This window comes from Actinoplanes sp. NPDC049802 (genome assembly GCF_040656595.1).
Lineage (GTDB): Bacteria > Actinomycetota > Actinomycetes > Mycobacteriales > Micromonosporaceae > Actinoplanes.
Window position 1 is genome coordinate 1 of the sequence record NZ_JBFAMR010000021.1, and the last position, 25675, is coordinate 25675.

Genomic DNA, 25675 nt, shown 5'->3' on the forward strand with positions numbered 1-25675 from the left:
TGCCTGTGATCACGCCACCGGCCGCCGCGCTGCGGCGACATGGACGGCAGCAACGGCTCCAGCCGCATCCAGTCCTGATCAGTCAGATCACCAGCTACAACACGCCAACGATCGACCACGGTCATCCGTGATGATCCGTCAGATGCGCTCTAGTGATGCCCGGAGAAAGCGGACAGGTGCCGTCGCGGGTGGGCCAGGCAGGCCGCTCGGTGATCTCTCCGTCGGGTCGGCGCTCTCCGGCGATAGTGCCCTGAGCAACGGACCTACGTCACCTCAAAACATGAAACCTGCCAGAGCACGTGAACCCGCGCTCTCAAACCACCAGCTGGCACTGAGCGCTGCCTCAACGACCTCGAAACAGCACTCACGACCAACTGCTGTCCGCTGCCCGGACAGTCCTGCTAGCACCGGGCATCGGGGTGCATCGACGATCCGGGGCCCGTCCGCACCTCGGTTCGGGGCGATACTCCACTTCTGTTACGGCGCACCCTCGCCCGGATCGAGTCGCGGGCCACGCTGCCCGGCCGGGGCTCCGGAGCCACAGCGGACGTTCGTGCCGCGCGGGCATCCGGCCGTCCGGGTAAGCCGCTCAAGATCTCGGACCGGTAGGGTCGGCCGGTGCGGACGAAGCAGGAGCTGACCGAGGACATCCGGCGGGAACGGCGGGCGGCCCTCGTGGTCAACGCCCGGTCGCGACGTGGCCGGCAACTGTACGCTGACGCACACGCCCGTCTGCTGGCCGCCGGATTCGAGTTGCTCGGGGCGTACGCTGTGGATCGTCCCGGCGAGCTGGAGAAGTCGCTGGCCGCCGCCCTCGCGCACAAGCCCGACCTGCTCGTCGCCGGAGGCGGGGACGGCACCATCAGCACGGCCGGCCGGATGCTCGCGCACCGGGACGTGGCTCTCGGTCTGCTGCCGTTGGGCACGACGAACAACTTCGCGCGTACGGTCGGGATCGAGCCGGGCCTGGACCAGGCGGTCGCCACGCTCGTCGACGGCAAGGTCATCGACGTGGATCTGGGCGTCGCGGGCGACATGCCGTTCACCAACCACGTCGGCGTCGGCCTCTCCGCCGAGATCATGATCAACGTGCCGAGCCGGCTGAAACGGGCGATCGGCCGGATCGCCTACCCGATCACGGCGCTCGGCCTGCTCACCCGGCACCGGCCGCTTCGTGCCACGGTCCGGGCCGACGGTCGCGAGATCGTCTTCAAAACCCATCAGGTGTACGTGGCGAACGGCGGATTCCACGCCGGGCGCCCGATCACCGCGGACGCCCACGCCGACGACCGGCTGCTGGTGGCCTACCCGGTCGGCGGGTCCGGCAAGCTGGAGCTGCTGCGGGAGACGATGCGGAACGCACTCACCGGGCACCGCCGGACGTTCCGGGAGCAGCCGTTCCTGGCGGTGGGCGAACTGTGGCTGGAGACCGACCGGCCGGCGCACGTCGAGGTGGACGGGGAGCCGTGCGGCAAGACGCCGCTACGGGTGGCCGTCGACCCGAACGCTCTCCGGATCATGGCGCCGGCGGATTCCCCCGACCACTGATCATCCAGAATTGATCATCCAAGATTAGCCACAGCCTGATCAGTAACGGACTGCAACGGATCACGAAGAGCTGTTTTCTCGGCCATGTCAAGCTGTTGATCATACGAGTGGTCATATTCCATCTTTAGGACGGCATTGTCGACTGCGGTGACCATCAGAATCGTTCGCAGCGCACCCGCATCCTCGCCGAATATCTGATCGTCGCGTTGCTCTCCCAGCGGGCTGTAGGTGCCGGCCTCGTGCTCGACCACGTCGAGCGCCTGTTCACCCGCGTCGTCCAGTTGCCCGGGCCGCATCAGATCCACCGATACATCGAGCCGCGTCATGTCCGAACCCCTACCGACCACCGCGTCGTAGCGGCATTTACTGAGACCGTCCGGACCTTCGGCGCTCTGCGCCGCCACCGTCGGGACGACCGCCAGGCGGGACGCTACGGTCGCGTCCAGGACCGGGCACACATGGTTCACCTTCGTCCAGCGTTCGCCATCCTGCAGCACCGGCAGGACGAGCCAGAGCCCCCCGCATCCACAGAGCACGAGAAGCGGCACCGCGCCGACCACCATGATGAAGAGAGGCCAACCTCGAAACATCGAACCGGAACGCCTTTCCATCCGAACATTGAAGCAGAGCAACACGAAATGCGACGCCCGGCCGGAATAGATCAACAAGCCGCGTTGAACCGAATTCGGCCGCTCGTGGTAATTTCCGCCGAGGGAGTCATTCGGGGGTGAAGCCCATGGATCAATGGGATGAGCTACGGCGATTGCAGCGCGAAGCCGCCTCGCTGGTCCGCGAGCCGAGGCCGGCGATAGGCACGGACGACACCGGCACGGTCGAGGTGCGCGTCGACGGCACCGGGCTGATCGACGCCGTGGAGGTTCACCGTGACTGGCGCCGCCGGTTGTCCCCGGAGAGGGTCGGACCGGCCGTGCTGGCGGCCGCCGGAGACGCCCTCTCGAAACAGGCGACGGCTCTGGCCGAGGATGCTCTACGGCCGCCTCGGCCATCTTGGCCGCCCGTCGAGGCGCCGGGCCCGCCACCGTCCCCCCATGTGTCCCAGGACGGGCCCGATCCCCGGCTGCACGAACTGATGCTGACGGTCACCGACGCCATCGGCGAACTCCACGTCTACGCCGAGCACATGGGAGCCGTCGCGAACCGCACGACGATCGGCCGGACCCATTCCGGCCGGGTCACCGTCACCTTCACCGGGCGGCAGCTCACCGCGGTGGAAGTCGACTCCCGGTGGCTGGCCGCCGAGGCCGGGGGCCAGCAGGTCGCCGACGAGGTTCAGGCCGCGTGCCGGGAGGCCTACCGGACGATCGCGGCGGAGGACGAGGCAGCGGCAGCACGCACACCGCATCTCAGTGCGGTACGAGACATGGCCCGGGATCCGCAGGAGTTCCTCCGCCGGCTGACCGGCAACTGACATCAGAGGAGGTGACGGGATGGGAGATGTACCCACCGCCGACGAACTAAGGGCAGCGCTGGAGGACCTCGATACCGACGTGCAGTTTTGGTTCGACTCCGCCGACGTCGTCAGCACCGCCCTGCAGACGGCGCGGACCTACGACCTGGGCAGCTTCGAGTTCGGCATCGCCGCGGACCTGGTCGGCGTCCCGGAGAAGTACAACGCGATGCTGACTTTCGTGAAGGACAGGCTGGGCGAGGGCACCGTCGAGTTGGAGAAGCTGGCCGTCGCACTGCGCAACGCCAGAGACATGATCGAAGGCGCCGACCAGGAGTCGGCGATCAACATCGGTGAGGTCGGCAGCACCGGCACCGGCACGTCCATCGGCCGGACGGCGGGCTCGATCATCAGAGATCTGCAAGGGAGGTAGGCATGACCACACCCGGAGCGGGCGCCATCGAATCGGACTTCTACGAGGCCACCCAGGCGATCTCCGCAGGTATCGAGGAGATCCAGCGGGAGTACCGGAACATGGAGGAGCGACTCAACCGTGTGCTCCGGTTCCTGTTCCCGCCCATCTCGGACGGCCTCATCGCCGCCTTCGAGAAACTCAACGGGCTCATGCACGACTTCATGGAACTTCTCCAGAAGCTCATCACCGAGCCCGGGTATCCCCCGGCGTTGTTCCGCATCGGCGACCGATGGGAGACCGAGGTCGGCCAGAGACTCAGCGAGCGGGCGGTTCTGATGGAGCCACCCGTACTGGCGGCCGCCTACAGCTTCGATGGGAAAGCGGCGAGGGCCTACGCTGGCAACGCGGCCCTGCAGAGCAGCGCGACCGAATCGTTCATGTCGTTCTCCACCTCGATGAAGTCTGCACTCCACGAGCTGGCGAACAGTCAGATCATGTTCCTGCTCGCCATAGGGGTCGCGGTGGCCACCGCGGCCGTGGCGATCGGATCGGCCGCAATCTCGGCGGGGACCGTCGTCGGCGCTCCCGCGGCACCGCCCATCGCCATCGCGGGGGTCTCCGCGGCGATCACCATGCTCCTGTCGATGGCACCGATCATCTACGACGCGTACTCGAAGATGAAGACCGCGATCGCCACCATGGACTCCGAGCTCCGGGGCTCGAAAGGGCTGCCGGGCGGCAAGTGGCCGACGATCGGCGAGCAGATCACGAACAACCAGAAGCCGTGGAAGGTCGAGACCGGCTGACACGTGTCACGGGCCCCACCTGGAAGCGGGACCCGTTACGCGTACCGGAAGGGTCAGGCGTTTGCGGGGGTCTTGTCCTTGTCGTCCGGGGCGCCGCCGGCCGCGATGGCCTCCGCCTCGGCGATGATCTCGGCGTCCTCGGAGGAGTGCTTGCGGTATTGGAGGACCGAGTAGACGATGGCCGCCGCCCAAGCCGCGTAGATGACGCCGTAGAAGGCGTAGCGGACGTTGTCGGGAGCGTCGATCCAGTCGCTGCGCAGCAGGGAGCGGGTGTTGGTGAGGATGATGACGCCGCCGACCGCGGCGCCGAGGACGCGCGGCGGGATGTGGCGGACCAGCCAGGCGGCGATCGGTGCGGCGATCACGCCGCCGACGAGCAGGGCGAAGGCCCAGCCGAAGTCGATGTTCTCGCTGCCGATGCCCCAGATGAAGCCGATGCTGGCGGCGACGGCGACGAGGAACTCGCTGGTGTCGATGGAGCCGATGGTCTTGCGGGGTTCGAGGCGGCCGCTGGCCAGGATCGCCGGGGTGCCGACCGGACCCCAGCCGCCGCCGCCGGTGGCGTCGACGAAGCCGCCGATCAGGCCGAGCGGGGTGAGGAACCGCTTGCGCAGCGGCTTGCCGAGCTGCGTCTTGGGCAGGCCCTGGAAGGTGAAGCGCAGGAAGACGTAGAGGCCGAGGGTGAGCAGGATGACCGCCATCAGCGGGGCGGCGACCTCGGTGGAGATGCCGGAGAGGACCACCGCGCCGAGGAAGGCGCCGATCGCGCCCGGGACGCCGATCTTGAGGACGACCTTCCAGTCGACGTTGCCGAACCGCCAGTGCGAGAGGCCGGAGACCAGCGTGGTGCCGATCTCGGCGAGGTGCACGGTGGCGGACGCGGCCGCCGGGTTGGTGCCGATCGCGAGGAGCAGGGTGGTCGAGGTGACGCCGTAGGCCATGCCCAGGCTGCCGTCGACCAGCTGGGCGCCGAGCCCGACCAGGGCCAGGAGGATGAGCTTCTGCATGTGCCGACCGCCAGGGATGAGGACTAATTCCTACTTCTTGGATCGGATAATAGGAGCCTACCTAGCCAGTAGGCAAGGCATTGATTGCCCCGTGGGACGGCACCGGTGTTGCAGAATGGCCACCGTGAGTGACGCGGACGACGTACGACGGCTGGCCCTCGCCCTGCCACAGGTCGAGGAGATCGACAGTGACGGCTTCGACTTCCGGGTCGGCGGCAAGGGATTCGTCTGGTCATATCCGGAACGGCGGCCCGGAAAACCCCGGGTCATCCGTACCGACATCGCGGTGCTCTACGTCGGGGACGAGGCCGAGAAGCAGGCACTGGTGCTCGGCGAGCCGGACATGTTCTTCACCACACCGGGCTACGACGGCCTGCCGCTCGTCATGGTCCGGCTGGAGCGGGTGTCACCCGAACGGCTGACCGAACTGGTGACCGACGCCTGGCGGATGCGCGCCCCCGAGGACGTCGAGGCGGCGTACCACGGTTAGAGACGGGCGGCGACCTTGGCCGCCAGGTGCGGGCAGGCGGTGAAGTCGTCGGCGTCGCACTCGGCCGCGTGCTCGACCAGCGCCAGAGCGGCCTGGGCTGACGCGATCCGCTTGCGGAGCGCCTCGGCGTGGGCCGCGTAGAGGTCGCGGCGGGACTTGCGGTCGCGGGCGTCGGTGAGCAGCAGCCGGGTCTGCTCCAGGCTCAGGCCCGCCTCCTTGGCGAGCTGGATCAGCACGATCCGGGCGGCGTCCGCGTCACCGTAGAGACGGCGGCCGTTGCCGGCCCGCTCCGGCGCGAGCAGGCCCATCTGCTCCCAGTGCCGCAGCACGTGCGCGGGCAGACCGAACCGTGCCGCCAGATCGCCGATGCTTGACTTCATGTCGACATGAAGATGCAGGGTTCCCGGTGTTGTCAAGCGCATCGGAGGACGCCATGAGCACGAAGATCAAATTCGACGGGCGGGCCAGCGCCGCGTACGACCGGCGGGCCACCCGGCTGCTGCGCGGCTTCTACCGCCGTGTCACCGGGGAGGTCGCGGCCGCCACCGCCTCCGGCGCCGCGGTGCTGGACGTCGGGACCGGACCCGGCCGGCTGCTGCACGAGCTGGCCCGGCGCCGCCCGGATCTGCGCCTCGCCGGGGCCGACCTGTCACCGGACATGGTGGCGCTCGCCCGCCGCCCGGGAATCCGCCTGGACGTGGCCGACGTGGCCGCCCTGCCCTGGCCGGACGGCAGCCTCGACCTGGTCGTGTCGACGCTCAGCGCGCACGAGTGGCCGAACCCGGAGGCGGCCGCCACCGAACTGTTCCGGGTGCTCCGGCCGGGCGGCCGGATCCTGGTCTACGACTTCCGGTTCACCCGGCTGCGCCGGCTGGAGACCGCCCTCTCCCACGCGGCGCGCGCCGGCCGGGGCGGTCCACTCGCCACGACGACAGCGGGGGTACGGCGTAAGCCGCTCCACCCGCTGTCGATCTACAGCCGGATTCAGGCCGCCGGTGTCGTGGACTGAGCCGCCTTCCGGTAGGCGAGCAGGCCGACCACCAGACCGGCGAGCCCGGCGACCAGGCCGGCGATCCCGAGGACCGTGCCGCCGTTGCCGTCCTCCTCGGCGGGGGCCGCCTCGGGGGCGGGGGCGGCCGCGGCGGCCGACGGGGCGGCGGAGGCGGCGGTCAGCTTGAGCACCGGGGCGGGGCTCTCCGGCTCGGTGCCGTCGGTGGTGGGCTCGTCGATCCAGCGCACGATCGTGCCGTCGGAGTACGTCTGGAGCGCCTTGAACACCATCTGGTCGGTCTCCGGCAGCGGGCCGAGCGAGACGTCGAACTCCTGGAAGGTGCCCGGTTTGATCTCCGAGCCGGACGCCGCCGTCCAGGTGACCTTGGTGATCGCCTCGGTCAGTTCGCTGTCGTGGACCTTGATCGGGGTGGCCAGCTTCGACTTCTCGGTGACCGCGGTCCAGCCCGGCACCGGCTTGATCGACACCGACCCGACCGGGCTCTCGACCGGCAGGTTGACCTCCAGTTCGGTGGTGGAGGCGGTGTCGCTCTCGTTCGGCACCCGGAACGACACCTTGGCGTACCCGCCCTGGGTGGCGGTGCCCGGGTTGACCGTGACGTGGGCGGCCGCGGGTCCGGCCAGGCCGAGCACGAACACGGCCATGACGGCGGTGACGGTGGCGGCGCGCCGCAGCGCAGTCTGCTTCATGGGGGGAATACCTCTCATGCCTTGCGGCGACGGATGAACAGGAGGACGGCGGCCGCGGCGAGAACGGCCACGACGCCGGCGATGAACCCGTACAGGGTGGAGTTCGAGGACGCGGGACGCAGCGGCGGGCTCGCGGCGCTGGTCACGGCGGCGGCGCTGGTGACGGGCGTCGCCGGGGACGGTGCCGCCGAGGGCGCGGCCGACGCGGACGGGTCGTCGACGGTGAACTCGTACGAGCCCTTCACGGTGTGCCCGTCCGTGGAGACGACCTGGTAGGCGACCGTGTAGACCCCGTTGTCCAGCGTGCCGACGGTGACGACGGCGGTGGCCCCGTTCACCTTCGGCGCGGAGGTGGACACCGTCGCCTTGCCGGCGTCGCTGACCGTGACGGTGGTGTACTCCGGGTTCAGTTTCTGCAGGAACCGCAGCCGCACCTCGCTGGGTGACTTCTTCAGCGTGGCGTTCTTGGCCGGATCGGCCTCGGCCAGCGCGTTGTGTGCCCAGGCCGGGGTGCCCGGCACGAGCACCAGCAGCAGCGCGGCGAGGGCGAGCAGCGGCCTCAGCCGAGCACCTGTTCGCCGATCCAGCCGCCCTCGGCGCAGCCGGGAGGTATGGCGAAGACGGCGGATCCGATCGGTGTGGTCCATTCGTTCAACAGGTCCTTCTCGGCGAGCCGCCGTTGGATGGGCAGGTATTGGCGGGTGATGTCAGCCTGGTACGACGCGAAGATGAGCCCACTGTCGGGCCGGCCCTGCGCGTCCGGCGCCTCGTCGTAGTTGTACGGCCGCCGCAGGATCTTGAACCGGGGGTCGGTGATCCGGGCCCGGGTGACGTGCGCGAAGTCCGGCATGACCGGCAGCCCGGTGTCGTCGCGTTTCGTGAAGTCCGGCTCGTCGTGCTCGGCGGTGCCGGTCAGCGGCGCCCCGGATTCCATCCGGCGGCCCACCGCGTTCTCCTTGTCGGTGACGCTGAGCAGGTCCCACGTCTCGATCTCGGCGCGGATCCGGCGGACCACGAGGGTGGTGCCGCCGTCCGGGTTCCACACGGCGGTGTCCCGTTCGGCGCCGTTCGGGTTGGCGGTGCCGTCGAGCTGGCCGAGCACGTTGCGCTGGGTGAACCCGGCCGGGTGCACGCCGGGCGTACGCCGGAAGCCGCGCTGCAGCCAGCGGACCGTGCCGAACGGCCGGGCGTCCTTGATCAGCATCCGCTGGGTGTGGGTGACGGTGAGCGCGTCGTCGGCGCAGATCTGCATCAGCAGGTCGCCGCCGCACCAGCGGTCCTGGAGCCGGTCGATGGGAAACGCGGGCAGGTCGGCGACCGGGGACGCCACGCCCGCGGCCCGGTACAGGCCGGGGCCGAACCCGAACGTGACGGTCAGGCCGGCCGGGTGTGCGGCGAGCGGCGCGTCGGTGTCGCCGAGCGCCGGTTCGCCCCGGGTGAGCCGGGCCGCGTCGTCGGTGAGCAGCCGCATCATTCTGCCCACGGTGTCCCGGCCGGTGCCCGGGAGCAGGGTGAGGGCCAGGAACGCGGCGTGTGCGGGCGGTTCGCTGGTGACGCCCTGCTGGCGTTGCCCGTGAAAGGGCACGGTGACCGTACCGATGCCTGGGTCTTGTCCGGAGCGTGCGGCGGGCGCGGAGCAACCGGCCGCGCTCAGCCCGGCCACCGCCCCGCCCGCCAGAACGGCCCGCCTGGTGACCGTCACGAGTGTCCCGGGGCGTAGCTCTCCTGGGCGCCGGCGAACGGCTTGGCCACCGCGGTGAAGCCGACCGTGCCGCCGCCGGCCAGGGTGAGCGTGAACTGGACCTGGTCACCGGGTTTGATCGCGCCGGTGGGCTGCATGAGCATCAGGTGGTCGCCGCCCGGCTTCAGTTCGTGGGTGGCGCCGGCCTTGACGACGAAACCGCCCTCCTTCGGCCGCATCACCATCGCGCCGTCCTTCATCGCCATGGTGTGCAGCTCGACCGGCGAGGCCGGGGACGCCGCCGACTCGATCGTCACGTCGGCGCCGGTGTTGTTGACCAGCGTGGCGAACGCCGCCGTCATGCCCGTGTCCGCCGCCTTCACCCAGGGGTCGCGCACGGTGAGCACGGCAGCCGCTGAGGACGGCGGGCCGGCCGGTGTCGCCTCCGTCGAGGCGCCGCAACCGGCAAGCGTCGTGAGAGTGAGGGCCACAAGGGCCAAGGCGGTACGAGTCGACATGCCCGTTAGTCGCCGGTCGTTCGGATCTGGTTCCCGGGATTTTCCGCGGAAACCTCCGGGAGCCGTGATCCCTGCGACAGAACCTAGACCGTTCGCAGGTCGAGGGTGTGCCAGACGGCGGCCTCCTGCTGACCGGTCGACCACCAGAGCATCCCGTCCTTGGTGGCGGCCAGGTCGGCGGCCGCCGCCAGGGTCACCGTCCGGCCGGTCGCCAGGTCGTGAACGACCAGTCCGGCCACGCCGGTGACGTCGGACTCCGGGCCCGGCTCGGAGAGGATCTCGAACCGGTCCAGCACCGCCACGTCACTGACCGCGGCCTGCGCCTCCGGGCCGGCCACCCGGCGGCGGTCGGCGCCGTCCGGGCGCATCACGTCCATCCGGGCCAGGCCGTCGCCGTTCATCACCATCACCCGGCACCAGACCGGGCTGCACATGGTCCACTCGGCGCCGGACACGGGGGCGCGCACCTCCCGGCCGGTGGTCATGTTCCGCATCCGGACGGTCCCGGACTGGCTGCCGGTGTCGTCGGTGAGCCACGGCCAGGCGGACAGCGCCCACTGGCCCTTCTCCTCGCGGACGGTGACCTTGCCGCCGGACAGCGCGACCGACCGGATCTCGGTGGTCTGGTCGCCCTCGCCGGCCGCCCAGTGCACCCGGCCGTCGGCCACCACCAGGTCGAACTGGTTGCCGTAGAACAGGGTGTTGCCGGTGTCGGCGGTCAGTCGGCGGGGCGCCCCGCCCTCCTTGCGAACCGCCCACACCTCGACCGGCCGGTCCCCGGCCGCCTCGGTCCACACCATCTCGTCGCCCGCGACGGTCAAACCCTCGAAGCGGGGTTCGTCGGCGGCCGGCAGGCGGCGCAACTCGCGCTCGATGTCACCCTTCACCACCACCAGGTGTACGGAGCCGCCGGCCGTTCGCGTGCCGACGACCGTGGTGGCGTCCAGGAACAGCAGCGGCTCGACGGTGAGTCCGGGCAGGTCGGCGCGGGCCGCACCCGGCCACGCCTGCGCCACCGTCGGGCGGCCGACCGCGTCCGGGTTGGCCGGCGGGTTCTCCGGCAGCGCGCCGGCGAGCAGGGTGCCGGCCGCGAGCAGGGCCGCGCCCAGGCTGATCCGGTTCCTCATTCGTACTGCTGCTTCGGTGGGTCGACCGGTTGCCACTGCTCCACCTCGAGGAACGCGATGTCGGCCTGGTTGACGGGGTCCTTGGCCCGTTTGTCGCTGTATCTGCCGGTCACCTGCAGCCAGGTGCCGGAGGGCACGTCGACGATCGGGCCGCCGGTGAGGCCGACCTTGATCGGGCGCCCGTCGGCGGCGCAGCAGCTCACCACGATCCGGGCCAGCATCGGGGAGCCGTCCTCACCGCGGGCCACGAAGCCGGTCAGCTGGACGCGCCGGCCGGCCAGACTGCGGCCGTCCTCGTAGATCACCCGGGAGGCGTAGTCGATCAGCGCGACCGGGGCCGGGTCGGCGTCGGGCAGCGGCGGGAAGTCGGACTCGGCGTTGAGCTGCACCGTCCCGGACTGCACGGCGGTGTACGACCCGAGAGCCGGCGGGGCGACCAGGAGCAGGGCGAGCACCGGCAGAACGAGCAGCCAGCCCACCCGCGGCTCGTGGTGATGACCGTGATCGTCGTCCGCGGCCGCCCGGGAGGCCCGGAATTCATACCAGAGTGTCATGATCGCGGCCGCCACGAGCGCCACACCGGAGGCGATCAGGAACGGGCGCAGGCCCTCCTTCACATACCGCAGATAGAGGTCGGTGAGCGACGCCTTCAGGATGGCGCCGCCGAAGAGGAAGAGGACGACCGCCTGCGCCTGCCGGTTCACAGCAGCACCGCCCCTGCCACGACCGCGGCGGCCACCGCCACCGTGAAGGTCGCCGGGGCGAACCGCACCGCGAACCCGCGCCCGAACACCCCGGCCTGCATCGAGATCAGCTTCAGGTCCACCATCGGGCCCACCACCAGGAACACCAGACGCGACGTGAGCGAGAACTGCGACAGCGAGGCGGCGACGAACGCGTCCGCCTCACTGCAGATCGACAACAGTACGGCGAGGACCGCCAGCGCCAGCACGGACAGCACCGGGTGGCTCGCCAGCGTCTGCAGCCAGGCCTCCGGGACGATCACGTTGATCGTGGCGGCGGCCGCGGCGCCGAGCACCAGGAACCCGCCGGCGTGTGTCACGTCGTGCCGGCAGGCCGCCCAGAACGCCCGGCCCTTGGAGGCGCCGTCCAGGTCGGGGCGGTGCGGCAGCCGGATCCAGTCGGTGCGGCCCAGCCGCAGCCACAGCCAGCCCATCACCACCGCCACGACCAGGCTGGCCAGGCCGCGGGCCACCACCATCTCCGGGTTGCCGGGGAAGGCGACCGCGGTCGCGGTCAGCACGATCGGGTTGATCGCCGGGGCGGCCAGGAGGAACGCGAGCGCGGCGGCCGGGGTCACGCCGCGACGGATCAGGGACCCCGCGATCGGTACGGCCCCGCACTCGCATCCGGGCAGCACCACCCCGGCCATGCTCGCCGCCGGGACCGCGAGCGCCGGGTGCCGGGGCAGCGCCTTGGCCCAGAACGAGCGGGGCACGAACACCGCGATGACGGCCGACAGCAGCACCCCGAAGACCAGGAACGGGACGGCCTGCACCAGCACCGAGACGAACACCGTGGTCCAGGTCTGCAGGCGCTCGCCGGAGACCAGGCCGGACAGCCGGTCCCGGAAGATCACGAGCAGGATCAGCACCACGGCGAGGGCTTCGACCGAGTCGACTCCCCGGTTTCGCCGTCCACCGGCCGGGGCGTCGGCTGTGCTCTGGCGCTCCTGCGTTTCGGTCACCCGCTGGAATCTACCGTTACCGGTTGATCACGGGCTGGCCGCCAGGAACAGGTGGACCGCGAGCGGTCTCGTCCTCCGGTTGTGACGGTTATCCGGCTTGGTGGCCTTCCGAGTGGCCGAGGCCGCGGCCCGGGGCGATCCGGTCCCGGACGAGCCGCTTGAGGTGCGGCAGTTCGGGGAAGCCGCCCTCGGCCTTGCGGGACCACAGGGTCTCGGAGCCCAGGCGTACCTCGAAGACGCCGCCGACGCCCGGCACCAGGGCGACCTCGCCCAGTTCGGTGACGAAGGTGGTCAGCAGTTCCTGCGCCGTCCAGGCCGCCCGCATCAGCCAGCGGCACTGGGTGCAGTACTCGATCTCCAGACGTGGTTCCCGGGGCTGCGTCACAGCTCCGAAGTATGCCGCACCAGTGTCATCAGGCATGATCGCGGGGATCATCCGTCTTTAAGGAGTCGCATTGAGGGGACGTTGGACCGCGGCCGTCGCCGGTGGAGTCGCTCTGCTGGTGGGCGTCGCCGCCTCGGCCTGTTCCGGCGGGGACGAGAGCGCCACCAAACCCGTCGTGGCCCTCGGCTACGTGGCGCTGGGTGACTCGTACGCGGCCGGCCTGGGCGCGGGCAACTACGGCGACACCGAGTGCAAGCAGAGCAAGGACGGCGGTTACCCGCAACTGTGGGTGAAGGCCCGCGCGGCGAACCCGTTCAGCACGGTCACCGACGCCACCTGCAGCGGTGCCGTCATCGACGACGTCCAGTTCAGGCAGTTGTCCAGGCTGGACGAGCACACCGGCTTCGTGACGCTCACGGTCGGTGGCAACGACGCCGGCTGGACGAGCACCCTGCAACAGTGCATGTTCGGCGACGGCGCCACCTGCCAGGCTTCGGTGGACAAGGCGGTCGCCACGGTCGAGGCCACTCTGCCGGCCCGGCTGGACACGCTCTACCAGGCGATCCGTAGCCGGGCGCCGTACGCGAAGGTGTACGTGCTGGGCTACCCGCACCTGGTCGCCGACCCGGGCGCGCCCGGGGTGTCGTGCGAGTCGCTGACCGGTCCGCACCGCAAGGCGCTGAACGAAGGCGCGGACGCCCTCGTCGAGGTGATCAAGGGCCGGGTCACCGCGCAGGACGGTTTCACCTTCGTCGACGTGCGCGAGGCGTTCAAGGGGCACGAGGCGTGCACCGAGGATCCGTGGATCCACGCGGTCGGCGACGACCTGTCCGAGTCGTTCCACCCGACCGCGGACGGCTATCAGGCGTACCTCAAGGCACTGGTCTCCGTCACCGGCTGATCCCCTGTTGTTCGCGTGGTGCACACCTGCCCGGGTTGGGATGGGACGTGCACCACGCGAACCACTACTACGGGCACTCCGCGGTCATGGCCCGTTACTGCGGGTTGCCGCAGTCGCCTGATCCGCCGCGCATCCGCGGGTATCTGCAGCACGGCTGGAACATCGGCGACGGCATGGCGCCGGATCACGAGTTCGTGCCCGGCATCCCCTCGTTCGTGTGGAGCGAACGGACCCGGCGGCGGGCCTGGTCGATGGGGCGCCGCCAGGTGTACGTCACCGGGGCCCCGTGGGCGTACCTGGTCGAGATGACGCCCGCGCCGGACACCGGGCGGGACGGCACCATCTGGTATCCGTTCCACGGCTGGGAGGGCCAGCACGTCCAGGGCGACCACGACCGGCTGATCGGCGAGATCCGCGACACCGAACCCGGCCCGGTCACCGTCTGCCTGTACTGGCAGGAGTACCGGACGGCCGGGGTGCGCCGCCGCTACGAGCGGGCCGGGTTCCGGGTGATCTGCCACGGCTACCGCGGCGGCTGGTGGAAGGACCTCGACCCGGGTTTCCTGGACCGGCAGCTGGCCGAGCAGCGCCGGCACCGCCGGGTGGCGTCGAACCGGCTGTGCAGCGCGATCTTCTACGGCATCCTGGCCGGCTGCGAGCCGGCCGTCTACGGCGACCCGATGCGGCTGCACGACGAACGTGACCTGTTCGGCGGCCGGCCCCGCATCCGCCGCCAGTGGGCCGAGCTGCACGGCGCGCAGGTCGACCTCGACGTGGCCCGGGCCGCCGCCGGCGACGAGCTCGGCGCCGGGCGGCTGCTCTCCCCCGCCGAGCTGCGCCATCTCTTCCACTGGCCCATCGACGCGGAGACGACAGCGTGACCCCCTTTCTGTTCGGCGGCGAGATGCCGCACTGGACCGACCGCTCCCCCGTCCGCGGCGAGGCGCTGCGCTTGCTGGCCGCGTCGGCGCACGGGCACACGCTGATCGTCGGCCCGCACCATCCGGAGCTGATCGACGCGGTCGGGTCCCGGCAGGTCACCGTGCTGGTGCGCGGGGTTCCGGACGCGGAGGCGCTGGCCGTCCGGTACGCCGGCCGGCCCGGGATCGAGATCCGCTGCGGGAGCCTGTCGAAGCTGGCGGCGGTTCCGGCGTACGACACGGTTGTCGCCCTGGACGGCCTGGACCGGACCGGCTCGACCGAGACCCCCGATCTGACCTGGGCGGCCGGTCTCGCGCTGCTGCTCGCCGTGCTGCGCCCGGGCGGGCGGCTGCTGCTGGGCTGCGCCAACCCGGCGGGCCTGCACCGGCTCTACGCGGCCGCCCGGGAACCGGGCGACGCCGACTGGGCCGCTCCGGCGGGTGACGACCCGACGCTGCCGGTGGGTCTCGCCGGGCTGCGCGAGCATCTGGCGTCCGCGGGTCTCACCCTCCTTCAGGGGTACGCCGCCTATCCGTCCCCGCAGGCCCCGGCCGTGCTGCTGAGTGAGGCCGCGCTCGCCGACCCGGATCTGCACGGTCTGCTCACCTCGGCGCTGCGCCGCGCGGGCCGCCCGCCCGGCCCGCTGCTGGCCGACCCGGCGCCGCTCGCCGCCGATCTGCTGCGGCACGGCCTCGTCGCGGCGCTGGCCCCGGCCTGGCTCGTGGCGGCCGCGCTGCCCGGCCAAAATCACCCGCCGCCACCCGGCGCCGTCCCGGCCCCCGCCGGCGGCGACCTCGTCTCGCTGCCCGAGGCCGTCCCGGCCCCGGCCGGCGGCGATCCCGTCTCGCTGCCCGAGGCCGTCCTGGCCCCGGCCGGCGGCGATCCCGTCTCGCTGCCTGAGGCCGTCCTGGCCCCCGCCGGCGGCGACCTCGTCTCGCTGCGCCGGACGCCGCACGGCTGGACGCTCGGTGACACGGCCGAGCCGGCGCCGGCCGGACGCTGCCTGCACGACGTGCTGCTGAGCGCGGCCCGCGCCGGGGACCTGCCGCGGATGCGCGCCCTGCTGGCCGCCTGGCAGTCCGGTGCCGCGGCGGCCGTCACCGCCGACGCGATCCTGCTGACCGGGGACGGCACGCTGCGCCCGCTGGCCACGCCCACCGATCCGGCGGAGGCGCTGCGCCGGTTCGCGTCCGCCCTGCACGACGAGGGCCTGGCCCACCGGTGGCCGCCGGAGGGGTCCGCCGAGCTGCTGGCGGCGATGGCCGGCGTCGAGATCGGCCCGGACCCGGCGGCCCGTCCGGGCCCGGGGACCTTCCGCGAGCTGAGCGCGGCGCACGACCGTCTGGCGCGCGAGCTCGCCGAGGCCAGGGCACAGATCGAGTGGTACGAGCGGAGCGCCGTGACCATGCGTGCCGAGCTCTCCCGCGCCCACCGTGTCATCGCGGTGCTGCGGGCCACCACGCCGGGCCGCGCCGCGACGGCCGTCCTGGGTGGCGTGCGCGGCGGCAGGCGGCTGGCTCGCACGGTCCTCACCCGGCTGCGCTCGATCACTTGAACGGGTGTACCCGAGGCTCAGGACGATGTTGAGGCCTTACGGTATGCGGACAGACTCCGGGAGGGGCAATGAAGGTCGTAACAGCGTCCTACCTGCGCGCCAACCTCGCCAACGTGTTCGACGCCGTCGAGAACGATGCCGAGGATCTCGTCGTCACCCGAAGCGGGCACGAGCCGCTGGTGATCATGCGCAAGAGTGAGTACGACGCCTGGCGGGAAACCGAACACTCGTCCCGCGGCGCCAACGGTCCCGGCCGTGAACGACTCCGTTGGTAAACGACCAAACCGGCTGGGCGGAATGCATGATCGCCGATGTCCGGCCCAGGTCAGCGACTTGGTCAGCGCAGCCCCGCTGTCCGATTTGCAGGTTACCCATCGGAGTCGTGAACGGCCGGGGTTCCCGCCTTACGGACGACTGAACGGGTCGGCGGCGGCGCCGCGCAGGCCGTACGCTGCCGGGTTTCAGCGACGACCCGGCAGTGAGAGTGATGTGCGCACGGCCTCGTCGTACAGGTCTTCGAGGGCTGCCGTCTGCGTGTTCAGGTCGAAGTGGGCGGCGACGTGCGCGCGGGCCCGGCTGCCGAGGCGGCGGCGCAGACCGGCGTCGCCGAGCAGGCGGGCCAGGGCGGCGCCGAGCGATGCCGGGTCGGCTTCCGGGACGAGCAGGCCGGTCTGGCCGTCGATGATCGCCTCGGGGATGCCGCTGTGCCGGGTCGCGACCACGGGCAGGCCGAGCGCGCCGGCTTCCAGGATGGTGGTGGGCAGGCCTTCGGTGTCGCCGTCGGGCGCGGTCTTGGAGGGCGCGGCCAGCATCCGGGCCTCGGCGAGGTGCTGTTGGACCGATGCGGGCGGCTGCGCGCCCACGAAGGTGGCGTCGACGCCGAGTCGTTCGGCGTGGGCGCGCATCTCGGGCAGCAGCGGGCCGTCGCCGATGAGCAGGGCGCGCGGGCGTGGCGCGGTGAGCCCGGCGAGGGCGGTGAGCAGGTCGTCGACGCCCTTCTTGGCGACGAACCGGCCGACGAAGGCGACGTCCCAGCGTTTTCCGACGATCGGCGGGGCCGGTGGGACCGGTACGCCGGTGTGGTGGACGCGGGTCTTGGCGGGGTCGGCGCCGCACGCCTCGGCGCGGGCGCGGATCACGCCGGAGACGGCGATGATCAGGGCGGCGCGGTCGAAGACGGTCCGCAGGTTGCGCCGGTAGCGCAGGCCGTGCAGTCCGGGGGCCAGCGGCTGGCGGGTGACGTCGTGGCCGTGGACGGTGACCACGAGCGGCACTCCGAGCCGCCGGGCGCTGTGGCTGACCAGCCAGCCGTCGCCGCCGAAGTGGGCGTGCACCAGGTCGGGGCGTACCCCGGCCAGGACGGTGCGCAGCCGCGGCGAGGCGCCGGTGAGCCGCAGCCGCAGGAAGTCGTGGCCGCCGTCCGGGAAGGTGATCACGTCGTCCGGGCGGGACAGCGCGGATCCGGCCCGGGTGGCGCCGACGTAGGTGGGCGTCCAGCGGGTGAGCGCGTCGCCCTGGGCCCGGATGAACGTCTCCGAGCCCGGGAGCATGGCGCTGCGCCAGACGGCGACCCGGCGGCTATCGGCCGGCATCGACGGGCTCGGCGGCGGCCGGGGCGGGGGCGGGGTCGCGGTGGCCGACGACGAGGTCGCGCAGCCGGTGGCGCAGGCTCGGCGGCAGCGCCCAGATCTGCAGGTGGGTGAGGTAGTCGAGGGGCCGGGGGCGGCCGTGCCGGCGGGCTTCGGCGAGCAGGTCGCGGAAGTGCCGGCCGTCGCGCGTCGGCGCGGCCATCGAGCTGATCACGCTGAGCGTGAAGGCGGCGTACGCCCGGGGCGTGAACAGGTGGCGGTTGCCGCGCAGCCAGGCGAGCTGCTGCTCGTACGGGTGGTGCAGGCTGATCCGGTCGCGGTCCTCGTCCTGGTGCCAGAGCACGAGCGGCTGTTCGGCGTAGAGAAGCTCCACACCGTCCTCGCGGACGGCCCGCAGCGCCCAGTCGAGTTCCTGCTGGCGGCGCAGCCCGACGGTGAACGGCACCCGGCGCAGCAGTTCGGTGGGCGCCATGATGGTCGACGTCTGGATGAACCCGTCACCGTAGAAGAGGCCGCGCCGGACGCAGAAGTATTCGCTGAGCGGTTCGCCGGGGGCGGGCAGGCGGCGGGGCATGACCGAGTCGGCGCGCGGGGTGCGGTTGATCAGCCTGCTGGCGACCACCGGATAGCGGGCGGCCGAGCCGGCGGCCAGTGCGAGCTGCACCTCGATCTTGTCGGGCAGCCATTCGTCGTCGTCGTCGAGCAGTGCGGTCCAGCGGCCGCGGGCCTCCGCGGCGCCGACGTTGCGGGCGTTCGGGGCGCGGCGCCGTTCCGGCACGACCACCACCCGCAGCCGGGGGTCGCCGATCGCGGCGAGGGCGCCGGTGGTGGCCTCGTCGGGGCCGTCCACCACGACGACGACCTCCAGGTTCTCGTGGGTCTGGCCGAGGGCGCCGTGGACCGCCCGGGTGGCGAGCAGCGGCCGTCCACAGGTGGGGATGACGACGCTGACATCCGGTTCAGCAGGCATGTCGACTCGCTTACGCAGGGGGCCGGGCGTATTCGAGCCGACGCTAGGAGCGCTGGGAGGCAGGACGGTTAATGCCGGGCGGCGGGCCGCGGAACGGCCCGCCACCAGCGGGCCTCCTTCACCGTGGCGAGAGCGCCGGAATGGTCCGCCCGAGTCGGCCGCCGTCTGCCCGGCCTGGACGAACCCTTCCGGATCGAACCCGTTCTCCGGTACGGGCTGAGCGCGCCCGGCCTGCCCGGTGAGGCCGGGCGCTTGCGTCAGCCGGTGATGATCTCGTCGGTGATCAGGAACCGGGTGCGTTCCCGCAGGAACGTGCGCAGATTCTCCGCCTCGCTCGCGATGGATTCCGCGTTCGCCCCGTCCACGGCGCCGGCCACCTTCGTGATCGTGTCGACGGCGTTGAGCGCCGCCGCGTTGCCGTAGATCTCGTTGAACAGCTTCTTGTACGCCGTCCGATAGGTGTCCTGGTAGGCGGCGGCCGCCAGGAACCGCTCCTTGAGCTTGTGCCCGGACATGAGGCCGCCACGGCCGCCCTGTGGCATCTCCATGCCTTCGGGAGGCGGGAAGTCCCCGCCGCCGCGCATCCCGCCGCCGCCCATGCTCACCGACTCGGACGGGTCCTGGGTGGCGGAGCCGGACAGGGCCAGGTTGTAGTCCCAGCCGACCACCGAGAACCGTTCGGTGTCCAGGTCGTACCAGAGGTAGTAGTTGCGGCCCGGCCCGGCCATGTCGTCGAAGTTGACCAGCAGGTTCTGGACGGCGGCGTAGCGGGCTAACGACTCGACGTCGACGTGCTCGTCCAGGTGCTCGGCGAACTCGGCGTCATCGGCGCTGTTCACCCACCGGATCAGGTCGATGACCGGCTGCAGGTCCTGGCTGCCCTTCCGGTTGATCTGCTTGAAGTCGTCGGCGTACGCCGTGGGGTCGTCGCCCTGGTCGGTGAACCGGCTGGTCGACAGGCTCTTGTAGAGCACCCCGTCACCGCCGATCGCCGCCGCGAAGTTCTCGTCCGGGTGCTCGACGACGAGCCGGGCCGTGGTGGGCCGGCCGTTGACGGTGAAACCGGCGTACGCGTACCGCTGGCTGATCTCGCCGGCCGCGGCCAGCACGTCGAGTGCCACGGCCTCGTTGAGGACCGCGGCCCCGCCGCCCATGCCGCCGACCCGGATCGCGATCTCCCGGTGCCCCTGGTAGCGGCGTCCCTCGACGAACTCGTCGAAGCGGATCAGCCAGGGCAGGTTCTCCGGCTCCTCGGCCTTGAGCGACGTCCGCATGCCGCCTCCTCCCATACGGAAGCCGCCACCCTGAGAGGCATCGCCGCCTTGAGGGGCCGCGCCGCCTTGAGGGGCCGCGCCGCCTTGAGGGGCCGCGCCGCCTTGAGGGGCCGCGCCGCGTCCGCCGAAGCCGCCCTGCCGGGACTGGCCGTCGCGGGTCAGGCCCTGGAGGGTGGAGTTGCCCTTGAGCCGGATCCCGACGCTCGGGACAGCCGTCCCGTCGATGGTCAGGTCCGCTTCCAGGTACGCCTTCTCCCCCTCCTCCCAGAACGAGTCCAACAGCTCCTGGTACGCCTCCTCGCGGTAGGTGAGCGTGATGCTGTGCGCGACTCCCGCGTCGAACAGGTCGACGGCGCCGGCGATGTCCACCGTCACCTCGTCACCGTCGCCGGCGCCGGGACTGGTGACCAGCGGGGCGACCCGGACGGTGCTGAACACCACGGCGAACGCCGTCAGCACGACAGCGCAGGTCGCCAGCAGCTTCCAGTAGTGCCTGACCCGTACCGGAATCCGGTGGGCGATCCGCCGGGGCAGCATCACAGGTCCGTCTGGTCGTACCCGGTCAGCACGGTGACCCGCTGCCCGCCGGTCCGCTCGCCGAGCTTCGTGATCAGCTCGCCGGGCTCGGCGCCCTTCTTCAACCGGACCGTGTACATCAGCTCGGTGAGCGCGCCGCCGCGGATCGACTCGATGCTGACCAGCTCGAACTCGCTGGTCAGGGTGATCAGCACGTCCTGGATGTGCTGTGTGTGGTTGCCGTCCGGCGGCACCTGCACCTTGACCACCTGCCGCTGCACGTTGGCGGCGAACCAGTTGAACCGGTACATCACCAGGATGATCAGGCTGATGCTGATCGCGGCCACCACGGCCAGCGTGTAGAACCGGGTGCCGGCGGCCATGCCGACACCCATCACCAGGAAGATGAACCCGACGTCGCGGGTCTCCTTGATGGCGTTGCGGAACCGGACCACCGACAGGGCGCCGACCAGCGCGAACGCCCGCGCGATGTTGGAACCCACGACCAGCATGATCAGCGCGATGAGCATGCCGAGGATCACCAGCGTCTGCACGTACGACTGGGAGTAGGACACGTTGCGGTGGGTGAACCGGTAGACCCAGGCGATGAACGCGCTGAGCAGGAACGACAGCGACAGCGCGATCGCGATGTCGCCGACGCTGAACGTGCCGGACAGATCCTGTACTTTGAAAGGCATGGGTCAGACCTCGACGATTTCGGATTCGGGGCATTGTTTGTCTTCAAGAACATGGAAGATCGACCGTGGGGCGCGACCGAACGCCTCGACGCTCTGGCAGTACTTGGACACCCGGACCACCGACATGTTCAGCCGGGCGGCCAGATCGGTGAGCCAGTACGGCACCCGCTCGTTGGCCTTGAACTCGACCACCGACAGCCGGGCCGGGACGATCAGCCGGTTCTCCGCGTCCGCCGCGAAGTCGAAGTCGCGGTCCCGGCCGCGGACCCGGGAGTCGACGGTGACGCGCAGGCCCACGTCGGCGTCCCGGCCGACGAACGCCTCCCGCTGGTAGCCGGTCATCGCGACCGGCCGCAGGTCCAGCATCGAGACCAGCTCGAGCACCTCTTCGAGGAACGCGGTCTGCGGCGGATCGTGCTCGACCATCCGCCGCCCGTCGCACAGGTCACGGGCCAGCCGGTAGGGCATGGCCACCCGCCGTTTCTGAGTGACCCGGTTGACCCGCTGCTTGATCTCGACGTGCACCGTCGTGTCGTCGCCGACGTTCGTACGATCGCCGTAGTGCCGCACCCGCAGTTTGCGCCGGAATTTCAGGCCCTCGATCTTCTCCCAGTAGAAACGCAGGTCACGGGTGTCGTAGTAGGTGCTCCACACCCCGTACCCGCCGTCTGCGCCGTGGCTGTCGGAGTCCATCCGGCCGGCGATCTCCGCCCGCAGCGCGGGTAGCCGTTCACCCGGCACCAGATACTTGATCTCGTACCGGTTGAACGAGTGCAGCCTGCTGGGAGCCCGCAGGGCGTGACCGGCGTGATCGTCACCGAGCAGTCGATTCATGCCTGCTATCTACGGCGAGCAACGACAGAGCAACCTCGATGGATGCTGTGAAGTTGATGGGAACGGCGAGTGAACCGCGGCGGACATGTAGCCGATGCGGGAATCGCGGGTTCGCGGCTCATGCCGGCCACGCTGCGGGGACAGCGGTCAGACTCATCCATCGCTACGGTCTCTGGTCATGGCACGGAACAGCGGTCGGAAGAGGCGTGGCACGCCTGAGGAGCGGCAGGCAGCGGCGGCGAGATATCAGGAGTCGGTGGAAAGACTCCAGCGCGTCGCCTACTGGAACGTACGGTCGACCATCGCCACCCTCTGCGTCTTCCTCGGGATCGTGGCGGTGGTGTCCATCTCCCGCGGTCAGGCCGACGGCGCGAGACTTCTGCCGTCTCTGTCGAACGTGGTGGGCGGCGTCTGCGCGGTGGGGGTCTATCTCACCCGGCCGCGCCCGCGGTTGAACCTCTGGCTCCTGCTGGCGGCGGTCGTCTTCACTGCTCTCGGGCTGGGAGGATTGGCACTCGTCGCGGGGAGCGGCTCATGAGCGATGTGCGGGTGGAGCCGCAGGCGCTGGTCTCCTACGCCGATCAGCTGGGGCGGGCACGTGATGATTCCCGGGCCATCGGTGACTACATCGTCAAGAACGCCGAGGACGGCACCGGCGGGGAGATCTACGGGGTCGCCGACGAGGGGAACAAGCACGCCGTCGAGGTGATCCGAAACGCTTTCGGCCGAGTGACGTCGGTGCTGGACAGTGCGATTCCCGAGTTGCGCGCAGCGGCGGAGTACTACCGGAATACGGATCTCGAGGCGGCGATCGAGCTCGACCGCGCCCTGCCTGCCAGTGGCGAGTGGTGCCCGACTGCCATCGAGCACGAGATCGCCGTCTGCCCGCCGGTTCCCTTCAACGATTCCAGGTTCCCCGAACAGCACCTCGACAAGCCGGACCTCGAGCCGGAGGGACCGGTGAACAAGCTGGCCTGGATGGACTACATCAGCCCTACCGCCTGGATGATGAAGGGGTTCGACATCATCCTCGGTTTCGATCCGGTCCAGGAAGTGCAGAACAAGATCTTCGGCGACTGGGAGGTCTTCGCCCAGATGCAGCCGGTGCTGACCAATGCGTCGGCCGCCGTCCACGATCTCGCCTACAACATCCAGGCTGGAGCGACCGAGCTTCACGGCGGCCGCTGGAACGGGAATGCCGGTGAGGCCGCTTACCGATACTTCACCGACCTCGCGACGTCTGTCGATCGAATGCGGGCGCCGCTGGCGAAGATGGGTGAGGAGTACCGGATCATGGCCGATGCCGTCTGGGAGGCCGGCGACGCCATCGGCGGCCTGATCAAGGGCATCTGCGATGCCGCCCTCATCGCCGGCGTCGCGGCCGCCGCAGGAACGGCCACCGCATGGACGGGCGGTGGAGCGGTGGTGGGATATGGAGTCGCAGCCGCAGAGGCGGCCGGCATGCTCGCGATGTGGGCGCAGGTCACGAAGTACCTCGCCTACGCGGACTCGGCGGTGAAAGGGTTCCGGGCGCTGCTGGACAGCACACTCAGCGACCTGGACGAGGTCGGACTCTCCGCTCTCGGCGGCGGAGCCGGCTACGATCACCCGCTGGCCGGAGCAGGCGCCCATGTCTGACGAGATCCTCGACATCGCGCACGGCAACGTCCGCCTGGCCGCCGAGATCAGGATGCTCCTCAGGTCACTCCTCGATCATCAGAATGACAGGGTGCGCGAGATGGCTCGCGACGTGCTCGACGGCGCCTCACTTCGCCAGATGGCCGCAAGCAGTGTGTACGGCGAACAGATCGGCGCTGACATCGCGACGTTCTGGAACAGGTACCAGGAGATGACGCCTGAGGAACGGGCCGAACTCGAGCAGTACGGCCGTGATCGCATCGACCCACAGTGATGAACCGCTTGAGACGCCCGGTCCGGCCGCCATCACCGAGGACAGGACCGAGAGGATTCCACGGCGCCCCGCATTTATGATCATCAACCGGCCTTGCCTCCGTGCGGCGCGGCGTCTACGTTGACGGAACGGCGTTTCCCTCAACGAAACGGGGCCACGTATGCTCAGCGCGCTCTTCGGCCTGATCACAACGGCGGAGACGGTCCTGCTCGGCATGGTGATCGCCCTGCGCCGCCGCCGGCCGGACTGGGCGCTCACCCTCCTGATCCTGGTCCTGATCGGCCTGATCTGGGACAACACGGTGATCGCGATCGGCGCCACGGTCGGCGAGGGCGCCACCCTGGAGACCCTGTCGTTCCCCCGCTACGCGGCGCACGGCGTCCTGGTCCCACTGCTGATCATGGTGGGGGTCGGCCTGGCCCGCCGCCACGGCGTCCGCTTCTTCACCGGCCGCGCCACTCCCGCCGTCTTCGGCGCCGTGACGATCGCGCTCATCGCGGTCGGCATCCGGATCGACATCGTCGCCCTCGACCTGGAGCCCACCCGCTACGCCGGCACCCTCCGCTACACCAACGCCGCCGCCCACGGTCCGCCGATCCCGGCCGTGGCCACCATCGTCATCCTGATCGCCATCGGCGCCGCCCTCCTGGCGTACTCCCGGCGGCCCTGGCTGCTGACCGGCGCGATCGCCATGTTCGCGGCGGCGGCCGCCGCGGTCACCGCCTTCTGGATCGGCAACGTCGGCGAACTCCTGCTGATCCTCGGCATCTGGCTCACCGCCACCCACCGCACGGGGCCGCACCGACAAGCGCCTGACCATCACGGCGACCAGGCACCGACGTCACCCAGGTCCAGGGCGTCGCCCCGGACCTGACGAGCCCGCACCCGAAGGCGCACCCTCAATCCAGCGTGTGGGGTCCGGGCTCGAATCGCACCCCAACCCCACACGCTGGCTCCTGGAAGACGCCACGCCCGAGAACGAACCCACCCACCGGCGGCCCCGGCGTGTGGGATTCGGGCCCGAATCACACCCCAACCCCACACGCTGGGTCTTGGATGGCGGCTAGCGCGAGGGTGCCCGGACGGCTCCGGCCGTCACCGCGTCAGCACCCAGGTCGGCAGGGGTGTGCTGAACTCGCGGAGCACCCGCCAGCCCGCACGGCGGTAGAGGTCCACGCTGGCGGGTCTGCTCGTTTCCAGGACGGCCGGGAGGCCGTCCTCGGCGGCCCGGCGCAGCCCGGCGGCCATCACCGCCCGGCCCCAGCGACGGCCCGCGCTCGCCGGGTCGGTGCCGAGGACGCCCAGATACCAGAACGGCCCGTCCGGGAGCGCGGCGTGGACCGCCTCGTCGTACTCCTTCATCCGTGCCAGCGCGCCGGACGGCAGGTCGATCTCCCCGGCCGGGGTGTCGCCGCCGGAGGGCGGTTCCCAGATCGCGACCGACGCCCCGCCGCCGATCGTCCAGATCGTCTCCTTGCGGACCCGCTTGTCGAAGAGGTAGCCGAAGAAGGCGGCGGCCTGCGCCGGATAGGCCTCCGGGTCGGGAAAGAGGAACCGCAGAACCGGGTCCTGCGGGAACGCCGCCACCAGGGACCGGACGATCCGCGGACGGTCGGCCGGACGGGCGATGGAGATCTGCTCGGTCACGGAGTCGCATCCTACCGCCCCTCCAGATCATCCTAGGAGGCTAGGTGTATTCGGCGGCCGCCGC

General features: G+C 70.8%; 31 protein-coding genes. 14 read left to right on the forward strand and 17 right to left on the reverse strand.

Annotated features, from left to right (window positions below; translation table 11 throughout):
* Positions 1–618: 618 nt before the first annotated feature.
* Positions 619–1548: a YegS/Rv2252/BmrU family lipid kinase gene (locus AB0I88_RS16715; RefSeq protein WP_361024332.1), complete on the forward strand. Its 930-nt coding sequence runs from the start codon at positions 619–621 to the stop codon at positions 1546–1548.
* Positions 1549–1562: 14 nt separating this feature from the next.
* Here AB0I88_RS16715 and AB0I88_RS16720 read toward each other — a convergent pair whose 3' ends face one another.
* On the reverse strand, positions 1563–2159 hold the full coding sequence (locus AB0I88_RS16720) for a hypothetical protein (protein ID WP_361024335.1): 597 nt from the start codon (positions 2157–2159) through the stop codon (positions 1563–1565).
* 125 nt (positions 2160–2284) lie between these two features.
* Between AB0I88_RS16720 and AB0I88_RS16725 the strand changes: the two genes are divergently transcribed.
* The 3 genes from AB0I88_RS16725 to AB0I88_RS16735 are packed head-to-tail and all read left to right on the forward strand — an operon-like array spanning position 2285 to position 4177.
* Positions 2285–2977, forward strand: coding sequence for a YbaB/EbfC family nucleoid-associated protein (locus AB0I88_RS16725; RefSeq protein ID WP_361024338.1), 693 nt, complete (start codon positions 2285–2287; stop codon positions 2975–2977).
* A 19-nt stretch (positions 2978–2996) separates the two neighbouring features.
* The gene (locus AB0I88_RS16730) at positions 2997–3389 is read left to right on the forward strand and encodes a hypothetical protein (RefSeq protein ID WP_361024341.1); all 393 of its coding nucleotides are present in this window, start codon (positions 2997–2999) and stop codon (positions 3387–3389) included.
* A gap of 2 nt (positions 3390–3391) precedes the next feature.
* Positions 3392–4177 carry a hypothetical protein gene (locus AB0I88_RS16735; RefSeq protein WP_361024344.1) on the forward strand — a complete coding sequence of 262 codons (786 nt, stop codon included), beginning with the start codon at positions 3392–3394 and terminating at the stop codon, positions 4175–4177.
* 53 nt (positions 4178–4230) lie between these two features.
* Here AB0I88_RS16735 and AB0I88_RS16740 read toward each other — a convergent pair whose 3' ends face one another.
* A complete protein-coding gene (locus tag AB0I88_RS16740; protein WP_361024346.1) occupies positions 4231–5184 on the reverse strand; it encodes a sulfite exporter TauE/SafE family protein in 954 nt (317 codons plus the stop codon).
* 124 nt (positions 5185–5308) lie between these two features.
* Here AB0I88_RS16740 and AB0I88_RS16745 point away from each other — a divergent pair, with 124 nt between their 5' ends.
* Positions 5309–5674, forward strand: a complete 366-nt coding sequence (locus tag AB0I88_RS16745; protein WP_361024349.1) for an MmcQ/YjbR family DNA-binding protein — start codon at positions 5309–5311, stop codon at positions 5672–5674.
* On the opposite strand, the gene AB0I88_RS16750 is transcribed toward AB0I88_RS16745, so the two are convergent.
* Positions 5671–6054 (reverse strand): MerR family transcriptional regulator, encoded by a 384-nt coding sequence (locus AB0I88_RS16750; RefSeq protein WP_361024352.1) that lies wholly within the window; start codon positions 6052–6054, stop codon positions 5671–5673. The genes AB0I88_RS16745 and AB0I88_RS16750 overlap by 4 nt on opposite strands.
* A gap of 53 nt (positions 6055–6107) precedes the next feature.
* Here AB0I88_RS16750 and AB0I88_RS16755 point away from each other — a divergent pair, with 53 nt between their 5' ends.
* Positions 6108–6683 carry a class I SAM-dependent methyltransferase gene (locus AB0I88_RS16755; RefSeq protein WP_361024355.1) on the forward strand — a complete coding sequence of 192 codons (576 nt, stop codon included), beginning with the start codon at positions 6108–6110 and terminating at the stop codon, positions 6681–6683.
* Here AB0I88_RS16755 and AB0I88_RS16760 read toward each other — a convergent pair.
* The 8 genes from AB0I88_RS16760 to AB0I88_RS16795 form a co-directional block, all read right to left on the reverse strand.
* A complete protein-coding gene (locus AB0I88_RS16760; protein WP_361024358.1) occupies positions 6659–7375 on the reverse strand; it encodes a YcnI family protein in 717 nt (238 codons plus the stop codon). The two genes, AB0I88_RS16755 and AB0I88_RS16760, sit on opposite strands and share 25 nt — an antisense overlap.
* Before the next feature lie 14 nt (positions 7376–7389).
* Positions 7390–8022: a copper resistance CopC family protein gene (locus AB0I88_RS16765; protein WP_361024361.1), complete on the reverse strand. Its 633-nt coding sequence runs from the start codon at positions 8020–8022 to the stop codon at positions 7390–7392.
* Positions 7935–9077 (reverse strand): Dyp-type peroxidase, encoded by a 1143-nt coding sequence (locus tag AB0I88_RS16770; protein ID WP_361024364.1) that lies wholly within the window; start codon positions 9075–9077, stop codon positions 7935–7937. The genes AB0I88_RS16765 and AB0I88_RS16770 overlap by 88 nt, the downstream gene beginning before the upstream one ends.
* Complete coding sequence (locus tag AB0I88_RS16775; RefSeq protein ID WP_361024366.1) at positions 9074–9574, reverse strand: copper chaperone PCu(A)C; 501 nt, start codon at positions 9572–9574, stop codon at positions 9074–9076. Before AB0I88_RS16775 ends, AB0I88_RS16770 begins: the two co-directional genes overlap by 4 nt.
* An 83-nt stretch (positions 9575–9657) precedes the next feature.
* Positions 9658–10701 (reverse strand): hypothetical protein, encoded by a 1044-nt coding sequence (locus tag AB0I88_RS16780; RefSeq protein ID WP_361024368.1) that lies wholly within the window; start codon positions 10699–10701, stop codon positions 9658–9660.
* Positions 10698–11405 carry a TIGR03943 family protein gene (locus AB0I88_RS16785; RefSeq protein ID WP_361024371.1) on the reverse strand — a complete coding sequence of 236 codons (708 nt, stop codon included), beginning with the start codon at positions 11403–11405 and terminating at the stop codon, positions 10698–10700. Before AB0I88_RS16785 ends, AB0I88_RS16780 begins: the two co-directional genes overlap by 4 nt.
* Positions 11402–12409: a permease gene (locus AB0I88_RS16790; protein WP_361024374.1), complete on the reverse strand. Its 1008-nt coding sequence runs from the start codon at positions 12407–12409 to the stop codon at positions 11402–11404. Before AB0I88_RS16790 ends, AB0I88_RS16785 begins: the two co-directional genes overlap by 4 nt.
* Before the next feature lie 88 nt (positions 12410–12497).
* Entirely contained in the window at positions 12498–12794 is a 297-nt protein-coding gene (locus AB0I88_RS16795) for a SelT/SelW/SelH family protein (RefSeq protein WP_361024377.1), read from the reverse strand.
* 70 nt (positions 12795–12864) lie between these two features.
* On the opposite strand from AB0I88_RS16795, the gene AB0I88_RS16800 reads away from it, so the two are divergent.
* The 4 genes from AB0I88_RS16800 (at position 12865) to AB0I88_RS16815 (ending at position 16446) form a co-directional block, all read left to right on the forward strand.
* Positions 12865–13695, forward strand: coding sequence for an SGNH/GDSL hydrolase family protein (locus tag AB0I88_RS16800; protein ID WP_361024380.1), 831 nt, complete (start codon positions 12865–12867; stop codon positions 13693–13695).
* 47 nt (positions 13696–13742) lie between these two features.
* Positions 13743–14576, forward strand: coding sequence for a hypothetical protein (locus AB0I88_RS16805; protein ID WP_361024383.1), 834 nt, complete (start codon positions 13743–13745; stop codon positions 14574–14576).
* Positions 14573–16171: a hypothetical protein gene (locus AB0I88_RS16810; protein ID WP_361024386.1), complete on the forward strand. Its 1599-nt coding sequence runs from the start codon at positions 14573–14575 to the stop codon at positions 16169–16171. Before AB0I88_RS16805 ends, AB0I88_RS16810 begins: the two co-directional genes overlap by 4 nt.
* Before the next feature lie 68 nt (positions 16172–16239).
* Positions 16240–16446: a type II toxin-antitoxin system Phd/YefM family antitoxin gene (locus tag AB0I88_RS16815; protein ID WP_361024389.1), complete on the forward strand. Its 207-nt coding sequence runs from the start codon at positions 16240–16242 to the stop codon at positions 16444–16446.
* Between the two features lie 186 nt (positions 16447–16632).
* Here AB0I88_RS16815 and AB0I88_RS16820 read toward each other — a convergent pair whose 3' ends face one another.
* The 5 genes from AB0I88_RS16820 to AB0I88_RS16840 form a co-directional block, all read right to left on the reverse strand.
* Entirely contained in the window at positions 16633–17763 is a 1131-nt protein-coding gene (locus tag AB0I88_RS16820; protein WP_361024392.1) for a glycosyltransferase, read from the reverse strand.
* Positions 17750–18730, reverse strand: coding sequence for a glycosyltransferase family 2 protein (locus AB0I88_RS16825; RefSeq protein ID WP_361024395.1), 981 nt, complete (start codon positions 18728–18730; stop codon positions 17750–17752). The genes AB0I88_RS16820 and AB0I88_RS16825 overlap by 14 nt, the downstream gene beginning before the upstream one ends.
* A gap of 257 nt (positions 18731–18987) precedes the next feature.
* Positions 18988–20541 (reverse strand): CotH kinase family protein, encoded by a 1554-nt coding sequence (locus tag AB0I88_RS16830; RefSeq protein WP_361024398.1) that lies wholly within the window; start codon positions 20539–20541, stop codon positions 18988–18990.
* Positions 20541–21218 carry a DUF4956 domain-containing protein gene (locus AB0I88_RS16835; protein WP_361024401.1) on the reverse strand — a complete coding sequence of 226 codons (678 nt, stop codon included), beginning with the start codon at positions 21216–21218 and terminating at the stop codon, positions 20541–20543. Before AB0I88_RS16835 ends, AB0I88_RS16830 begins: the two co-directional genes overlap by 1 nt.
* Positions 21219–21221: 3 nt before the next feature.
* Complete coding sequence (locus tag AB0I88_RS16840) at positions 21222–22052, reverse strand: polyphosphate polymerase domain-containing protein (protein ID WP_361024404.1); 831 nt, start codon at positions 22050–22052, stop codon at positions 21222–21224.
* A 256-nt stretch (positions 22053–22308) separates the two neighbouring features.
* Between AB0I88_RS16840 and AB0I88_RS16845 the strand changes: the two genes are divergently transcribed.
* The 4 genes from AB0I88_RS16845 to AB0I88_RS16860 all read left to right on the forward strand — a co-directional run bounded on the left by AB0I88_RS16845 (position 22309) and on the right by AB0I88_RS16860 (position 24838).
* Entirely contained in the window at positions 22309–22590 is a 282-nt protein-coding gene (locus tag AB0I88_RS16845; protein ID WP_361024407.1) for a hypothetical protein, read from the forward strand.
* The gene (locus AB0I88_RS16850; protein ID WP_361024410.1) at positions 22587–23690 is read left to right on the forward strand and encodes a hypothetical protein; all 1104 of its coding nucleotides are present in this window, start codon (positions 22587–22589) and stop codon (positions 23688–23690) included. The genes AB0I88_RS16845 and AB0I88_RS16850 overlap by 4 nt, the downstream gene beginning before the upstream one ends.
* Complete coding sequence (locus AB0I88_RS16855) at positions 23683–23964, forward strand: hypothetical protein (RefSeq protein ID WP_361024413.1); 282 nt, start codon at positions 23683–23685, stop codon at positions 23962–23964. The genes AB0I88_RS16850 and AB0I88_RS16855 overlap by 8 nt, the downstream gene beginning before the upstream one ends.
* Positions 23965–24124: 160 nt before the next feature.
* Positions 24125–24838, forward strand: a complete 714-nt coding sequence (locus tag AB0I88_RS16860) for a hypothetical protein (RefSeq protein WP_361024416.1) — start codon at positions 24125–24127, stop codon at positions 24836–24838.
* 221 nt (positions 24839–25059) lie between these two features.
* Here the strand turns inward: AB0I88_RS16860 and AB0I88_RS16865 are convergent, their stop codons facing one another.
* The gene (locus tag AB0I88_RS16865; protein WP_361024419.1) at positions 25060–25611 is read right to left on the reverse strand and encodes a GNAT family N-acetyltransferase; all 552 of its coding nucleotides are present in this window, start codon (positions 25609–25611) and stop codon (positions 25060–25062) included.
* Positions 25612–25675: the final 64 nt, after the last annotated feature.

Bases quoted from the DNA above. Each gene is read 5' to 3' on its own strand.
- AB0I88_RS16720 (WP_361024335.1), bottom strand. From the start codon at position 2,159: ATGGAAAGGCGTTCCGGTTCGATGTTTCGAGGTTGGCCTCTCTTCATC.
- AB0I88_RS16725 (WP_361024338.1), top strand. From the start codon at position 2,285: ATGGATCAATGGGATGAGCTACGGCGATTGCAGCGCGAAGCCGCCTCG.
- AB0I88_RS16730 (WP_361024341.1), top strand. From the start codon at position 2,997: ATGGGAGATGTACCCACCGCCGACGAACTAAGGGCAGCGCTGGAGGAC.
- AB0I88_RS16735 (WP_361024344.1), top strand. From the start codon at position 3,392: ATGACCACACCCGGAGCGGGCGCCATCGAATCGGACTTCTACGAGGCC.
- AB0I88_RS16740 (WP_361024346.1), bottom strand. From the start codon at position 5,184: ATGCAGAAGCTCATCCTCCTGGCCCTGGTCGGGCTCGGCGCCCAGCTG.
- AB0I88_RS16750 (WP_361024352.1), bottom strand. From the start codon at position 6,054: ATGAAGTCAAGCATCGGCGATCTGGCGGCACGGTTCGGTCTGCCCGCG.
- AB0I88_RS16755 (WP_361024355.1), top strand. From the start codon at position 6,108: ATGAGCACGAAGATCAAATTCGACGGGCGGGCCAGCGCCGCGTACGAC.
- AB0I88_RS16760 (WP_361024358.1), bottom strand. From the start codon at position 7,375: ATGAAGCAGACTGCGCTGCGGCGCGCCGCCACCGTCACCGCCGTCATG.
- AB0I88_RS16765 (WP_361024361.1), bottom strand. From the start codon at position 8,022: ATGGACCACACCGATCGGATCCGCCGTCTTCGCCATACCTCCCGGCTG.
- AB0I88_RS16775 (WP_361024366.1), bottom strand. From the start codon at position 9,574: ATGTCGACTCGTACCGCCTTGGCCCTTGTGGCCCTCACTCTCACGACG.
- AB0I88_RS16780 (WP_361024368.1), bottom strand. From the start codon at position 10,701: ATGAGGAACCGGATCAGCCTGGGCGCGGCCCTGCTCGCGGCCGGCACC.
- AB0I88_RS16815 (WP_361024389.1), top strand. From the start codon at position 16,240: ATGAAGGTCGTAACAGCGTCCTACCTGCGCGCCAACCTCGCCAACGTG.
- AB0I88_RS16820 (WP_361024392.1), bottom strand. From the start codon at position 17,763: ATGCCGGCCGATAGCCGCCGGGTCGCCGTCTGGCGCAGCGCCATGCTC.
- AB0I88_RS16825 (WP_361024395.1), bottom strand. From the start codon at position 18,730: ATGCCTGCTGAACCGGATGTCAGCGTCGTCATCCCCACCTGTGGACGG.
- AB0I88_RS16830 (WP_361024398.1), bottom strand. From the start codon at position 20,541: ATGCTGCCCCGGCGGATCGCCCACCGGATTCCGGTACGGGTCAGGCAC.
- AB0I88_RS16835 (WP_361024401.1), bottom strand. From the start codon at position 21,218: ATGCCTTTCAAAGTACAGGATCTGTCCGGCACGTTCAGCGTCGGCGAC.
- AB0I88_RS16840 (WP_361024404.1), bottom strand. From the start codon at position 22,052: ATGAATCGACTGCTCGGTGACGATCACGCCGGTCACGCCCTGCGGGCT.
- AB0I88_RS16850 (WP_361024410.1), top strand. From the start codon at position 22,587: ATGAGCGATGTGCGGGTGGAGCCGCAGGCGCTGGTCTCCTACGCCGAT.
- AB0I88_RS16855 (WP_361024413.1), top strand. From the start codon at position 23,683: ATGTCTGACGAGATCCTCGACATCGCGCACGGCAACGTCCGCCTGGCC.
- AB0I88_RS16860 (WP_361024416.1), top strand. From the start codon at position 24,125: ATGCTCAGCGCGCTCTTCGGCCTGATCACAACGGCGGAGACGGTCCTG.